Below are 13,578 nucleotides of genomic sequence, written 5' to 3'. Positions count from 1 at the left end.
GTCCGACGCGCAGCCCGGCTATGGCCGTGCGACAACCAGCCACCGCCGGGCGGCCTGGGGGCAGGCTCGGGCTAGGCCCAGGCGTTGATCGGGGAGATGACCCGGCTGATCCGGTCCCCGGCGTTACGCAGGGCCTGGATCACCTCGGCCTCCCGCTGCGGGTTCAGCCGGGCGATCGGGATCGAGGCGCTGATCGCGTCCACGGTCGGCTCGGCATAGCGCAGCGGCACGGCGAAACACTTCAGCCCGAGGCTGTTCTCCTGCTCGTCCACCGCATAACCCCGCGCCCGGGTCGCCGCCAGATCCTCCCCGAGCGCAACCCGGGTGGTGATCGTGTGGGGAGTCAACGCGTCCATGGTTCGGGGTAGGTGCTCTTCCAAATCGCCCGCGGCCAGATCGCTCAGCAGCGCCTTGCCCAGCGAGGTGCTGTAGGCGGGCAGCCGACGGCCGACCCGGCTGTACGGGCGCAGGTACTGGCTGGACTCGCGGGTGGCCAGATAGACCACGTCGGCCCCGTCCAGCCGGCCGAAGTGGAAGGTCTCGTCGAGCTGTTCGCGCAACTCGTCCAGCACCGGTGCGACCAGCGGCAGGTACGGGTCGGTGTCCAGATAGCTGGTGCCGGCCAGCAGCGCGCGGATGCCGATGCCGTACAGCGTGCCGGTCGAGTCCGCGCGCACCCAGCCGTGCTTGGCCAGGGTGCGCAGCAGGGCGTGCAGGCTGCTGCGGGGAACACCCAGAGCCTCGCTGAGTTCGCGCAGGCGGGCGGGGCGGTTCTGCCGGGCGGCCAGGTGCTCGAGCAGTTCGACGGTGCGGGCCGCGGACTTGACCTCACGAACGCCGCTGCTCTCCACCGGTTCCGAGTTCGACGACGCTGTGGACACGGGCCCTCCCATCGGTGAGACGAGTGCAGGCCACCCTAACAGCGCCGTCCACATATGTGGATATTCATTCAGCGTGCGGGACCTGCCCCGGCATGATGTCCGGATGGAGGAGTTGCTGTTCCCTTGGGTAACGGATCCCAGGGACGACCCGGCCGCCAACAAGCGGCTGATGACGGCGGTGCACGAACTGCTGCGGCGCGACGGCGGGGCGATTGTCAGGTCGTTGCGGCCACCCGTGCTCGGGAGTAACTACACCGACCTGACCCTGAAGTTCGGCGATCAGGAGTTGTGGCTCCTGTTCAACTCGGCGGCCAAGCTGGTGGCAGGCAAATCGCACAACCGCTTCGTCGACATCCCGCACGCAGAGGTCTTCTCCTGGCAGGGTTTCCATGTCGGCGGCAGCGAGTTGAACCAGCCCACGCTGCCCTCGCACCTGGCCCGGCTGAGCAAGACCGAGGCGAGCTGGGCCCGGGGTCACCGAGCCGACCGGCTGGGCGACCTGTTCTTCAACTGGTTCGACTGACCTGATCTGCCGAGATCAGCCGAACCAGCTGAAGAACCCTGGCCTCAGGCGGCCCGGGTGGGCTCGTCGTCCTTGATCTTGACCTCGCCGGCCAGAGCGGCGGCCCGGGCGTCGCGGCGGTTGGCCAGGGTGCTGGTGATCGTCACGGTGATCAGCACGGCGACGATGAAACCGAGCGAGGCCCAGGTGGGTACGGCCGGCACCGCGTGGATCGGCTCGCCGCCGTTCAGGAACGGCAGCGAGTTCTCGTGGAAGGCCTCCATGATCAGCTTCACCCCGATGAACGCCAGGATGACCGACAGGCCGGTGTCCAGGTGCCGCAGCTTGTCCAGCAGGTCACGCACCACGAAGAACAGCTGCCGCAGGCCCATCAGGGCGAACGCGTTGGCGGTGATCACCAGGAACGGCTCCTGGGTGAGGCCGAAGATCGCCGGGATCGAGTCCAGGGCGAACAGCACGTCGGTGACCCCGATGGCGAGCATCGTGATCAGCATCGGGGTGGCGATCCAGCGGTGGTTCTGCTTGATGAACGGCTTGCCGCCGTGCCAGACCGGGGTGCTCGGCACCACCCGGCCGATGAAGCCGACGATGGCCGGCGGCTCCTCGTCCTCCACGTCGGTGTCGTCCTCGTGCTTGGAACGCATCAGGTTCCAGGCGGTGTACAGCAGGAACGCCGCGAAGATGAAGAACACCCAGGAGAACTGGTGGATCGCCGCGGCGCCGACGGCGATCAGCCCGGCCCGCAGCACCAGGGCCATCAGGATGCCGATGGTCAGCACCCGCAGCTGCAGGTACTCCGGCACCGAGAACCTGGTCATCAGCACCAGGAAGACGAACAGGTTGTCGGCGCTGAGGCTGTACTCGGTGAGCCATCCGGCCACGAACTGCCCGCCGTAGCTGGGCCCGAAGCCGATCAGGATGGCAGCCCCGAAAGCCAGAGCGACCGCGACGTAGAAGAGCACCCACCGGGTGGCGTGCTGGATGGTGATGTGTGTCTGTCCCCGGTTCAGGACCAGGTCGACAGTTGTGATCCCGAGGACCAAGGCGATGGTGGCGATCCACCAACCCGCGCTGACGTCCATTCAAGGGCCTCCGGCTTCTTCCCATGCGAAAGTAACCGGAGGTCTCCTCCACCAGAATGCAGGCCGCTCAAAGCGCTGCGTTCGGGCCGGTGACGCCGGGCATGACCGAGCAACGCTGACCGGTCTGGTGTCGAGATGCCGTGCTGACGACTGTCACCGCTTAGGGAGTACTCCCCTCCACTAGCTGACACAGTGTGCCTCGCCCCCTGGGGCGCGGTCCACTTCCGGTGAACTACGACACATGCGGTAAGGGGAACTTCACAGAGCGCCGCACGTATGCGTTGTCTTCCGAGACCGTTCAATGCCTTTTGCCCGGTCCTTGTTCCCCATGGGACCGTCCAGGTGCCGATTGAGGACGACTGTCCCCGCCCGTCCGTTGCTCCGGCACCTCTACGAAAGAACAGGTCGGGAAGAACCCTGGGAACTGTTCTGCGGCAAGACCTTGCCGAGAATCGCCGAGGCTTCCCGTCTTACTGAGCCAGAGCCATGCTCTCGCGCGGCGCCTGAGCCAGCTCCGGGCCGCCCAGCAGGTAGTCCAGCGCCTGCGTGGCGTTCCAGCCCTGCGGGTGACGGCGCAGCAGCTCCTTGGCCGCGGTGAGGTCCGAGCCCAGGGTCAGCAGCGGGTCTTCCTTGATGCCCTGGCGGACCTGCGGCATGCCGATCGTGGCCATCAGCCCGTTGCACAGGCACTTACGGCCGACGGTGTTGTCCAGCTCGCCGCCCTTGCGCACGTAGTCGTCCTCCGGCTCGGAGGGGCAGCGGTAGCCCACTTTGCCCGGGCTACGCTCGAACGGGGTGCGCAGGTAGGCCAGGTCGCAGATCCGGGTGCGGGCCGCGTAGCCCTCGGGGGTGCCGGTGGTGCCGTCGAGCTCTGCCACCTTGAACGGGAAGCCGGTGGGGGAGGCCAGCGCGTCCGTCTTCACCTCGAGGCGGTCCTCGGACAGCGCCGACAGCAGCTTGCCGCGGTTCTCCGGGCTGGTACCGGAGTCACTGCTCAGCGCGAAGATCGTGCCGACCTGCACCCCGGCCGCGCCCAGGGCCTTGGCCTCCTGCACGTGCTCGGGAGTGGCGTAGGCGCCGGCGATCCAGAACGGCAGGCCGTACTTGGCGATCTTGGAGAAGTCGGCCTCGTCCCGGCTGCCGTAGACCGGCTCGCCCTGCTCGGTGATCTGCATCCGGCCGCGCGGCGGGGTGTTGTGGCCACCGGCCACGTGCCCCTCCACGACGAAGCCGTCCGGGGTGGTCGCCTGCTCCTTGGTCAGATAGGCGGCCAGCGGGTGCGAGGAGATGATCGCCAGGAACATCGGGCGCTTCAGTGGCGCCAGGGTGCCGGCCGGCACGATCGCGGACGGGTCGAGCGAGGTGGCATAGGTCTGGGTGGCGCCGTCGACATGCACCTCCATCGAGGTGTGCTCGTGCCGGCTGAGCTGATCGATCAGCCGCGGCAGCTTCGACGGGATGCCGGCGCCGACCAGCACGTAGTCCACCCCGGCGAGCATCGCGCCGTACAGCGCGGGCACGATCGCCAGCTGGATCTTCTCCAGGATGTTGATCCCGACCAGGCCGTCGTGGCCCTCCTTGGCCAGCCACACCTCGACGAAGGCGCTGGCCACCATCAGATCGCGGCTCTTGCTCACCGGATTCATCGTCAGGTTGGGCACCGGCAGGTAGGCCTGGTCCGGCTCGCGGCCCTCGGGCTTGTAGTAGCGCTCGAGGATCCACTGCGACACGCCGGGCACCGGGAAGTGCTCCAGAGCGCGGCGCATGTGACCGCCCGGGTCACCGTCCTGCAGGCGGCGCACCACCACGCTGTCCAGCGCGGTGCCGGAGACCACGCCGAGCTGGCCGGCCATCGCGACCTGCTTGGCCAGGTTCCAGTCGGAGACCGCAGCACCCATACCGCCCTGGATGACGGTGGGCAGGGCCGTGCGGGCGTCTTGCACTGCCACGTCGGTTCCAGTCTGCACGGGTCGGGCCTTCCTGCTGGAGTTCAGCAACCTACGCTTTCGTAAGTTACGCCTTCGGAAGGGTAACTTACGCGGCCGGAGGTTGGATGGCTAGGGCGCGGCGGCCGGTAGATTCGCCCAGGTTCTGTCCTGCAGTTGTCGATAAGGGCCGTCTTAGCTGGTCAACGGGTCCTTGCAGGCGCCGGTGCCAGATAACGAAGAGGTAAAGCTCACAGGGTTTTCGTGGGCCCGTAAAGCTTTTCAAGATCACCTGGACGCGGCGGCGCGGGGGCACTCAGAGGTAGCCCAGCTTGCTCGCCGCGTACACCGCCTCGGCCCGGCGGGACACGTCCAGCTTGCGCATCAGGTTGCTCACGTGGAACTTCACCGTGGTCTCGGAGATGTAGAGCCGATGGCCGATCGCCCGGTTCGAGCAGCCCTGGGCCAGCAGCCGCAGCACCTCCACCTCGCGTTCGGTCAGGCGCGGGCGGCCCGGATCGGCGCCCGGGCTGAGGCTGCGCACCATCGCGGCGGCGCTGCGGGCGTCCAGAGCGCTGTCGCCCCGCCCCACCGCGCGGATCGCCCGTACCAGCTCGGAAGTGTCCACGTCCTTGACCACGTAGCCGCGAGCGCCGTGCTGGATCGCCGCCAGCACCAGCCCGTCGTCCGGCAAGGTCGTCCGCACCAGCACCCCCAGGCCGGGGAATTTGCTGGTCAGGCCGGCGCACACGGCCAGGCCCTCGGTGTCCGAGGCATCCGAGAGCTTCAGGTCCAGAAGCACCACGTCGGGCCGCGACTGTTCCACCACGGCCAGCGCGTCGGCCGCCGACGCCGCTTCGCCCACCACCCGAAGATCGGCTTCCCGCTCCAGCACCGCGCGCAGTCCCTGGCGCCCGATCGCCTGGTCGTCGACCAGAACGATGCCGATGTGGGACTGGGGGCACCTCCCGTGCCCGAAGGGTTTGGGGGAGTGCGGCTGGGCGGGTGTCGTCATCGGCACCGGGGCGGTGGTCATTGCGGATCCTCCTGATCCTCAGCGGTTTCTCCGGCACTGGCAGTGGGACTTTAACCTCGGTGCGGACCCCACCAGGTGGGAGCGCGGCGCGTAGATCGCAGCTGCTCAACTGCATGCTGGGTAAGGCCTTTGGCGGCCACCAGGCGCTTGACCACGTTGTCCGGACCGGCGCTGTGCGCCTCGGATCGCGCCACCTCTACCAGGCCCGCCGACAGCACGTACTGAGTGACGCTGACGTGCGGTACGCGGGCGATGCGATGGCGCTCGGCGTCGAGGGTGTCCGGTCGAGGGCGGCGCTCAGCAGCTGCTGGGCGCTCTGCAGTTCCTGGCTGCGCTCGGCCAGATCGGTTGCGTGCCGCGAGGCTTCGGCGGTGAGCTGCTCGGAGCGGTCGTCCAGCGCCAGGCACCGGGTATGGCGCAGGGCGTTGACGATCCGGGTACCGGCGTCACGACGTCCAGGTGAGCTCAGCACACGTGGTTCCTCCCGCGCGACGCCCTCGTCCTCAAGGACGGTAGGCCGCCCGGAGCCGCTCGTAAAGACCTCTTTGTCCAGGATGGGCCTCTCCGATCGACCGGGCCCGATCCGGTCCGCACCGGCCGGGCTGCCCGTGCCGGCCAGGCTGCCTGTGTCGGCCGGATCGCCAAAGGTGCGGGAGAGCAGGGGCACCCGAAACGTGTACACCTGGTACCGGGTGGGCCGGGGGTACGCATCGCGAGGTCTTCCGAGCCCACCGCCCAAGGCGACTCAGCAACGTCTTCAATCAGATCTGCCGAGGGCTGCCGTCAGAGGCGGCGCAGTCAGGACGAGCCGTAGATCTTGCGCATGGCCGCCTTGCGCACCGCCTGAACCGGCTTGCCCATCCGGCCTTCGGCCGCCAACGCCGAGCGAGCCGCGATCCACCCACAAGCGCCGTGCACCCCACCGCCCGGGTGGGTAGCCGCGCTGGCCAGGTAAAGGCCGTCGACGACGGTCTCGGGGCGGCCGAGGCCGGTGGCGGGGCGGAAGACCAGTTGCTGGTGCAGCTGGGCGGTGCCCCCGTTGATGGCGCCGTGGCGCAGGTTGCCGTCGGCCGCCTCCAGATCGGCGGGATGCTGCACGGTGCGGTGACGGACCTGGCTGCGGAAGCCGGGGGCCAGGCGATCGAGGGTCTCTTCCATGGCCTCGGCGACCTGGGCAGCGTGCGGGGTGTCGTGGCGGTGCCGGGGTAGATGGGTGTAGGCCCAGACGCTCTCGGTGCCGGCCGGGGAGCGGCTGGGGTCGGCGGTGGTCATCTGGCCGAGCAGGGCGAAAACCTCGTCGGGCTCGCGGTTCGAGGCCAGATCGCTCGACCAGCGGGACAGGCCGGACAGGTCGGTGCCGTAGTGCACGGTGCCGGCCCGGCGGGCGGCCTCGGCCTTCCACGGGATCCCGCCCTCGACCAGCCAGTTCACCTTCACCGTGGGCAGGTCCCACTCGAACCGGTTCAGATCCTGGCGCAGCCGGGCCGGAAGGTGCTCGGTGCCGACCAGGTCGTTGAACAGGCGCGGCGCGTCCACATCGGCCAGCACCGCCCGGCGGGCCGAGACCTCGCGGCCCGACGCCGTCCGTACCCCGGTGGCCCGACCGCCGCGCACCACCACGTCCACCACGTTCTCGCCCGTGTCGATGCGTGCCCCGGCGGAGCGCGCTCGGTGGGCCATCGCCTGCGACAACATGCCCGAGCCGCCCTGGGGGACCGGGAATCCGACGTCCTGGGCAAGCATCACCAGCAGCCAGCCGAACAAACCGCTGCCGGGGGCCTCCATCGGCACGTCGGCGTGCATGGCATTGCCGGAGACCAGCAACTTGCCGTGCTCGCCGCCGAACCACTCCTGGGTCAGCCGGATCACCGGCGCAGCGGCGATCCGGGCCAGTTCCAGGGTGTCGCGGGTGCCTGCGCGCCAGAGCAACTTGCCCCCGGAGCGTACGGGCGGGAAGGGGGTGAACAAGGCCTCCAGGAGGGGCTCACGCACCCGCTTCCACTGCTCGTGCAGCTTCAGCCAGGTCTCTCCGTCGCCCGGGTGGTCCTGGTCCAGGGCGGCGGCAGTGGCGGCCGGGTCGCGGTGGATCACGGCGCAGGTCTCTTCTTCGGGGCCGCCGACATGCGCGATCACGTTCGGCGCCTGCACCCAGGTAAGGCCGTGCTGCTCCAGGCCGAGTCGCCGGATCACCGGGGAGGCTGCCGCAAGGGGGTAGAACGCGCTGAAGAGATCGGAGGTGGTCTCCGGGGACTCCGGCCAGAGCGAGCCCGAGCGCACCGCGCCGCCCACCTCGTCCTGCGCCTCCAGCACCAGCACGTCCCAGCCGGCATCGGCCAGCGCGGAAGCGGCGACCAGGCCGTTCGGTCCGGCCCCGATCACCACGGCGTCAACGGTCTCCACCTTGCACTCCGATCCCCGCGTCCGGCACTGCGGGCCGCGTGCTCGAACCAGCCTTTTGCGTGCTCATCCCAGCAGCCCGGGTCGGGGCCCGCGACTTCGGGGGCCACCACGCCCGCATTTGCAACGATTGCATCCGCTCCGGCAGCACACGGGCACCAGCAACGCGCCAAGAGCGTTCCAGGACCGCTTCGGGCCGGGGCGGGCGTCCGCTTCTGCCCGATCTTCGGCTACGTCTTGCAGTCAGGCGTATCCAGAGGGAAAGCTGGAGCCCGATCCCAAAGGCGGGGCGAGCACGGAGGAAACCATGAGTGGTCACGTGAGACGCACAGCTCGCCGATTATTTCGCTTGAACGCTTCGCAGCTCTCGTTCTGAGAGCTCGGGCCGGCCGGACCCCGCGGGTGTCGCCGGATCCAGCCGCCCACCCCCTGCCGTGGAAAACCGTGCACTTCGTGCTCCATTGAGCGCCGAACCGCACCGGTGACCACTCTTACCTGAGCGCCAGGTACGCGCCGATCCCCATGTCGTCCGCGACGACCTGGAGAGCCTCGGTCGCCTTCTCGTGAACCGCCTCGATCGCCGAGAACTGTGCCTTCGGGGCGACCAGAGTCCGCAAAGGGCGCTTGCCCTGTGGTGTTTCGACCAAGGTGGCCAATGCGTCACTGACCTGGCTGGCCGGGCCGATGCGATCGGCCTGTTCGGTGGAATGCCGGACGATGTCGGAGACGAAGCTGTTCAGCGTCTCGCCGTAGAGCGCGAGCCGCTCCTGGTCGGCGGGCATCGCCGCATTGCCCCCGATGTTCGTGGGATAGGACGCCGGCTCGATGATGACGGATTCGATGCCGTAGGGCGCCAATTCGTGATGCCAGGCCTCGGTCAGAGAACGCAACGCGGCCTTGCTCGCGGCGTAGAGCCCGTTGAACGGCGGCGTCAGCCAGGCGCTCAGTGAGCCGACCTGGATCAGGGCGCCGTGCCCCTGCGCCCGCAGGTACGGGATGGCGGCGTTGTTGACCCGCAGCGCGCCGAGCGTGTTCACCTCGAACTGCTGCTGCGCCTCGGCCGCGGTGTACGCCTCCAGCGGCCCGGCGAAGTTCCGGCCCGCGTTGTTGATCACCACGTCGAGCCGGCCGGCGGTTTCGGTCAGATCGAGGACGGCTGCGGCCACCGATGCGTCATCGGTCACGTCGATCTCGAGCACCTGCAGATCGAGCTGCTCGGCCTGGGCGAGCGCCCGCAGTTCGGCCGCGGCCGGCTGGTTGCGCCCTTCGAGGTCGCGCAGGCCGGCGAAGACCCGATGGCCTCGCCGGGCCAGCGTCTCGGTGGTGAGCCGGCCGAAACCACTGCTGGCGCCAGTGATCAGGACGGTTCTGGGGTCGGTGGAACGCATGGCGAGCATCTCCTCGGACGACGAAGTGGGGTAGGGCCCCGCTTTGGTTCGACGATATGGAGGGCCACCCCACTTGTCAATGAGAAGTGGGGTGAGGCCCCGTTTCGGGTTACCATGCAGGAGGCCGGATCGAGCAGCTAGGAGCCGTCGTGGATGTGCAGCAAGAGGTCGTCGCGCGGCGCCCGGCCCGGCCGAAGCGGGCCGACGCCCGTCGCAACTACGACCAGATCGTGGCGGCCGCTGAGGTGGAGATAGCCCGCGCGGGCGCCCGCGCCTCGCTGGAGGAGATCGCGCGTAAGGCCGGGGTCGGCTCGGCCACCCTGCACCGGCACTTCCCCACCCGATGGGCCTTGTTCGACGCGGTCTTTCACGATCAGGTGGAGATGCTCTGCCGCCGGGCCGAAGAACTCGCCGGGGCGCAGGAGCCGGTCGAGGCGCTCGCCGACTGGCTCAAGGCCGTCGCGTTCTACGGCGCGACCAGTCGCGGCCTGGCCTCGGCCCTGCTGGTGAATGTCGCCCGCACCGGCACTCCGTCCGGCAGCAACTGCGACGTGATGCTGGGCGAGGCCGCCGAACGACTGCTGCAGCGGGCTCAGCAGGACGGTGGCGTGCGCCTGGACGTGGCCTCTTGCGACCTGCTGACCCTGGTCAACGCTGTCTCGCTGGCCACCGAGACGCACCCCGACCCGGGCCCCGAGGCCGCCCGGCTCACCGAACTGGCCCTGGCCGGCATCCGCCCGAACTGAAGCCCGAACCCGAGGGCTACACCGCCAGTCGCAGCTGCTCCAGCACCGCCTCCACCGCGGGCACCCCGTGGCTGCTCGGAGCCAGCACGGCCGAAACCGTACGCGCTGGATAGTCTTCCAGCGGAAGCACCTTGACCGAAGGGTTCAGGCTGGCGCTCAACGCCATTCCCGGCAGCGCCGCCACCGCGATCCCCGCCGCCACCAGCGCCTGCACCACCACGTAATCATCGGTGCTGTGCCGGATGTCGGGCGTGAAACCGGCCTTCACCGCCTCCCGGACCAGGTGCTTGCGGCAGGAGACGCACCCGGCGATCCAGCGCTGCCCGGCCAGATCGCCCAGCGTCACCGATTCCCGCTGAGCCAGGGGATGACCCGGCCCGAGCACCGCGTGCAGCGGGTCGTGCAGCAGCTTCACCGCCTCCAGCGGCCCCCGCTCGAAATCCTCTTCCGGATAGTCGAACACGACGGCCAGATCGCACTGCCCCTCGGCCAGCAGAACCAGCGCCTCGGGCGGCTCCACCTGGGTGAGCCGCACGTCCAGGCCGGGATGCTCGGCGCTCAGGTTCATCAGCGCGGTAGAGACCAAAGTGGCGCTGGCGGAAGGGAAGGCCGCGATCCGGACCCGCCCGGTGCGACGCCGGGCCAGATCGGCCAGGGCCTCACCGGCGGCCTCCAGGCGAGCATCGATGGCATCGGCATGGCGCAGCAGCAGTTGCCCGGGATCGGTCAGGGCGATGCCGCGCCCGACCCGGGTGATCAGCGCCAGCCCGAGGTCCTTCTCCAGCTTGCGGATGTGCTGGCTGACCGCCGGCTGGGTCCAGCCCAGCTCGCGGGCCGCGGCTGCCATCGAGCCGGAATGCGCCACCTCGCGGAACACCAGCAGGCGCCGAGGGTCGAGCTTGGCCGTGCTCCCGGCCTCGCCCAGCACCGAGCGCTCCGGCTCCTGGTCGGTCTCGGCCGGATCCGCCGAGGCCTCCACCGGCTCGGGGGCGTGACGGTGCCCCACGAACTCCTCGTCGTCCGCAATTCCAGCCATGCCCCCATTCACCCACACCCGGCGCGGAAACCAAAGCTGAGCTTGGGCGTCACTGGAACCAAGTCGTTCTTGCGGCAGGGTCCTTGTTGCGCGACGGTGAAGAAGGAGATCACCTGAGGAGGCGTCACATGCAGACGATCGGTTTGCTCGGCGGAATGAGCTGGCAGTCCACGGTGGAGTACTACCGGATCGCCAACGAGCTGGTCGCCGCGCGTCTGGGCGGGCTGCACTCGGCACGCCTGGTGCTGGCCTCGGTGGACTTCGCCGAGATCGGCCAACTACAGCGCGCCGGGCAGTGGGACGAGGCCGGACGGGTGCTCGCCGAACAGGCCCGCAACCTTCAGGCGGCCGGCGCCGACATGGTTCTGATCTGCACGAACACCATGCACAAGGTGGCCGACCAGGTGGCCGCCGCGATCACCGTGCCGCTGCTGCATCTGGCCGACACCACGGCCCGGGCGGTCCAGGCCCGGGGTGTGCGCAAGGTCGCCCTGCTCGGCACTGCCTTCACCATGGAGCAGGACTTCTACCGCGACCGCCTGGCCACGCACGGCCTGGAGGTGCTGGTGCCCTCGGCCGAGGAGCGGGCGCTGGTGCACTCGGTGATCTTCGAGGAGCTGTGCGTCGGCATCATCCGGGAAGAATCACGGCAGGCCTACCGCGAGATCATCACCCGCCTGGCCGAACGGGGTGCCGAGGGCGTGATCCTCGGCTGCACCGAGATCGAGCTGCTGATCTCGCCGGCCGACTGCCCGGTGCCGTCCTTCCCGACCACCCGCCTGCACATCGAGGCCGCGGTCGAGCTGGCCCTGGCCCCGCAGATTCCCCGGCCGGTGGCCGCGCTCTGATTAATCCCTCGCCAAAGTCGTTGCCGACCTGGCATGCTCATCACCGCACCGCCGACCAGAAGCCCGAGAGGAGCCGGAACGATGAACATCACCACCCTGCTGTCGCTCCGACTTACCAGCTGGCGTCTGCCCTGGCCGGAGCTACCTTCGTGATGCGCTGATCTCAGCGTCCGACGCAGGCGCCGCTCCGGATCGTCCGGAAGCGGCGCCTTTTTCGTGCGCCGAGCACGACCTACGGGTGTAGCTCAATTGGCAGAGCAACGGATTCCAAACCCGTGTGCTGGGGGTTCAAGTCCCTCCACCCGTGCGCCCGTATGGCCCAACCGGTAGAGGCGCTGTACTCAGAATGCAGAAGTTGGGGGTTCAAATCCCTCTACGGGCACTTCATTTTCACAGACCGAGGAGATGCCGGGTGACCAGGGTGGCGTTGTCCATCGGTTCGAGGCTGCGGTGCACCTTGGCCAGCACGCTGGCACCCAGCCACAGCTCGTACAGCGACTGGGCCGTCGCCCGGGGTTCGCCGGGCGACTTGAGCGAACCGTCCGCCAGGCCCCCGAGCACGGCCTTCTCCAGCCGGTCGACCACCTCGGTGGTGCCGGCCTTGAGGGCCAGCCGCATCGGCTCGGACATGTCGGCCACCTCGGCGCCGAGTTTCACTGCCAGGCAACGCCCTTGGCAGTCGTCCAGGCCCTGGGTGGCCCGCCAGTTCTCCCAGTAGGCCAGCAGCCGCTCGCCCCAGCTCAGCTCGGCGCGGGCCATGATCCGGTCGATCTCGAGCAGGTAGTGCTCGAAGTACCGCTGGATCACGGCCTCGCCGAACGCGTCCTTGGAGCCGAAGTAGTGGTAGAACGAGCCTTTCGGCACCCCGACGCTGGAGAGCACCTCGTTGATCCCGACCGCGGCGTAGCCCTTGGTCGCGAAGATCCGCTCGGCCGCCTCGAGCAGCTTGGCTCGGGTGTCCTGATCGGGGCGTCGGGGGCTCATGGCGTCAGGGTACGAGGCTCAGCTCAGGGCCTTGACCAGCGCGTCCGCGGTGGCCGCGGACGAGCCCGGGTTCTGCCCGGTGATCAGCAGGCCGTCCTGCAGCACGTACGAGCCCCAGTCCGGGCCCTTGGAGTACAGCCCGCCCTTGGCGGTGAGCTCGTCCTCGACCAGGAACGGCACGATCTCGGTCAGGCCGACCGCGGCTTCCTCGGAGTTGGTGAAGCCGGTGACCTGCTTGCCCTGGACCAGCGGCGTCCCGTCCTCGTTGAGCACGTGCCGCAGCACCCCGGGGGCGTGGCAGACCAGGGCGGCGGGCTTGCCGGCCCGGATCGTGTCCTGGATCAGGTTGATCGAGTTCTGATCCTCGGCCAGGTCCCACAGCGGGCCGTGACCGCCGGGGTAGAACACCGCGTCGTAGTCGGCGACGTCCAGGGTGGCCAGCACCTTGGTGTCGGCGAGGGCGGCGGTGGCCTCGGCGTCGGCCTCGAACCGGCGGGTGTCCTCGGTCTGGGCGTCGGGCTCGTTGCTCTTCGGGTCCAGCGGCGGCTGTCCGCCCTTGGGTGAGGCCAGGGTGATCTCGGCGCCGGCGGCCTTCAGCCGGTAGTAGGGGGCGGCCAGCTCCTCGAGCCAGAAACCGGTCTTCTTGCCCGTGTCGCCGAGCTGGTCGTGCGAGGTCAGGACCACGAGAATCTTCATGCCAAGCAAACTAGACGACTGGTCTACTGGCGTCCA

The 13,578-nt window shown here is 69.1% G+C and carries 13 protein-coding genes and 2 tRNA genes; 5 read left to right on the top strand and 10 right to left on the bottom strand.

Annotation, left to right across the window (positions count from 1 at the left end):
• Window positions 1-71: 71 nt before the first annotated feature.
• Complete coding sequence (locus LR394_RS01715) at window positions 72-881, bottom strand: IclR family transcriptional regulator (RefSeq protein WP_231438519.1); 810 nt, start codon at window positions 879-881, stop codon at window positions 72-74.
• Between the two features lie 103 nt (window positions 882-984).
• Here LR394_RS01715 and LR394_RS01710 point away from each other — a divergent pair, with 103 nt between their 5' ends.
• Entirely contained in the window at window positions 985-1,404 is a 420-nt protein-coding gene (locus LR394_RS01710; protein WP_231438518.1) for a hypothetical protein, read from the top strand.
• Window positions 1,405-1,448: 44 nt separating this feature from the next.
• Here the strand turns inward: LR394_RS01710 and LR394_RS01705 are convergent, their stop codons facing one another.
• The 6 genes from LR394_RS01705 to LR394_RS01680 form a co-directional block, all read right to left on the bottom strand.
• The gene (locus LR394_RS01705; RefSeq protein ID WP_231438517.1) at window positions 1,449-2,486 is read right to left on the bottom strand and encodes a TerC/Alx family metal homeostasis membrane protein; all 1,038 of its coding nucleotides are present in this window, start codon (window positions 2,484-2,486) and stop codon (window positions 1,449-1,451) included.
• A 470-nt stretch (window positions 2,487-2,956) separates the two neighbouring features.
• Window positions 2,957-4,435, bottom strand: coding sequence for a nitronate monooxygenase (locus tag LR394_RS42625; protein ID WP_231438516.1), 1,479 nt, complete (start codon window positions 4,433-4,435; stop codon window positions 2,957-2,959).
• 292 nt (window positions 4,436-4,727) lie between these two features.
• Window positions 4,728-5,447, bottom strand: coding sequence for a MadR family response regulator transcription factor (locus LR394_RS01695; protein ID WP_231438515.1), 720 nt, complete (start codon window positions 5,445-5,447; stop codon window positions 4,728-4,730).
• A 196-nt stretch (window positions 5,448-5,643) separates the two neighbouring features.
• Window positions 5,644-5,919, bottom strand: coding sequence for a hypothetical protein (locus LR394_RS01690; RefSeq protein ID WP_231438514.1), 276 nt, complete (start codon window positions 5,917-5,919; stop codon window positions 5,644-5,646).
• A gap of 326 nt (window positions 5,920-6,245) precedes the next feature.
• Window positions 6,246-7,847 carry a phytoene desaturase family protein gene (locus tag LR394_RS01685; protein ID WP_231438513.1) on the bottom strand — a complete coding sequence of 534 codons (1,602 nt, stop codon included), beginning with the start codon at window positions 7,845-7,847 and terminating at the stop codon, window positions 6,246-6,248.
• A gap of 488 nt (window positions 7,848-8,335) precedes the next feature.
• Window positions 8,336-9,232 carry an SDR family oxidoreductase gene (locus LR394_RS01680; RefSeq protein ID WP_231438512.1) on the bottom strand — a complete coding sequence of 299 codons (897 nt, stop codon included), beginning with the start codon at window positions 9,230-9,232 and terminating at the stop codon, window positions 8,336-8,338.
• Between the two features lie 149 nt (window positions 9,233-9,381).
• Between LR394_RS01680 and LR394_RS01675 the strand changes: the two genes are divergently transcribed.
• Window positions 9,382-9,978 carry a TetR/AcrR family transcriptional regulator gene (locus LR394_RS01675; RefSeq protein ID WP_231438511.1) on the top strand — a complete coding sequence of 199 codons (597 nt, stop codon included), beginning with the start codon at window positions 9,382-9,384 and terminating at the stop codon, window positions 9,976-9,978.
• A 16-nt stretch (window positions 9,979-9,994) separates the two neighbouring features.
• Here the strand turns inward: LR394_RS01675 and LR394_RS01670 are convergent, their stop codons facing one another.
• Entirely contained in the window at window positions 9,995-11,014 is a 1,020-nt protein-coding gene (locus tag LR394_RS01670; protein WP_231438510.1) for a LysR family transcriptional regulator, read from the bottom strand.
• A gap of 128 nt (window positions 11,015-11,142) precedes the next feature.
• Between LR394_RS01670 and LR394_RS01665 the strand changes: the two genes are divergently transcribed.
• From LR394_RS01665 to LR394_RS01655, 3 genes are all read left to right on the top strand, one after another.
• The gene (locus LR394_RS01665; RefSeq protein WP_231438509.1) at window positions 11,143-11,862 is read left to right on the top strand and encodes an aspartate/glutamate racemase family protein; all 720 of its coding nucleotides are present in this window, start codon (window positions 11,143-11,145) and stop codon (window positions 11,860-11,862) included.
• A 234-nt stretch (window positions 11,863-12,096) separates the two neighbouring features.
• A tRNA-Trp gene (locus LR394_RS01660) sits at window positions 12,097-12,169 on the top strand.
• A gap of 1 nt (window position 12,170) precedes the next feature.
• Window positions 12,171-12,244, top strand: a tRNA-Leu gene (locus LR394_RS01655).
• 8 nt (window positions 12,245-12,252) lie between these two features.
• Here LR394_RS01655 and LR394_RS01650 read toward each other — a convergent pair.
• Both LR394_RS01650 and LR394_RS01645 read right to left on the bottom strand, forming a co-directional pair.
• Complete coding sequence (locus tag LR394_RS01650; RefSeq protein WP_231438508.1) at window positions 12,253-12,846, bottom strand: TetR/AcrR family transcriptional regulator; 594 nt, start codon at window positions 12,844-12,846, stop codon at window positions 12,253-12,255.
• Between the two features lie 18 nt (window positions 12,847-12,864).
• Window positions 12,865-13,542 (bottom strand): type 1 glutamine amidotransferase domain-containing protein, encoded by a 678-nt coding sequence (locus LR394_RS01645; RefSeq protein ID WP_231438507.1) that lies wholly within the window; start codon window positions 13,540-13,542, stop codon window positions 12,865-12,867.
• Between the last annotated feature and the right edge of the window lie 36 nt (window positions 13,543-13,578).

The sequence above is a fragment of the Kineosporia babensis genome (assembly GCF_021129305.1).
Lineage (GTDB): Bacteria > Actinomycetota > Actinomycetes > Actinomycetales > Kineosporiaceae > Kineosporia > Kineosporia babensis.
The sequence above is the reverse complement of the archived record's forward strand: the minus strand, read 5'-3'. Positions and strand labels throughout refer to the sequence as shown.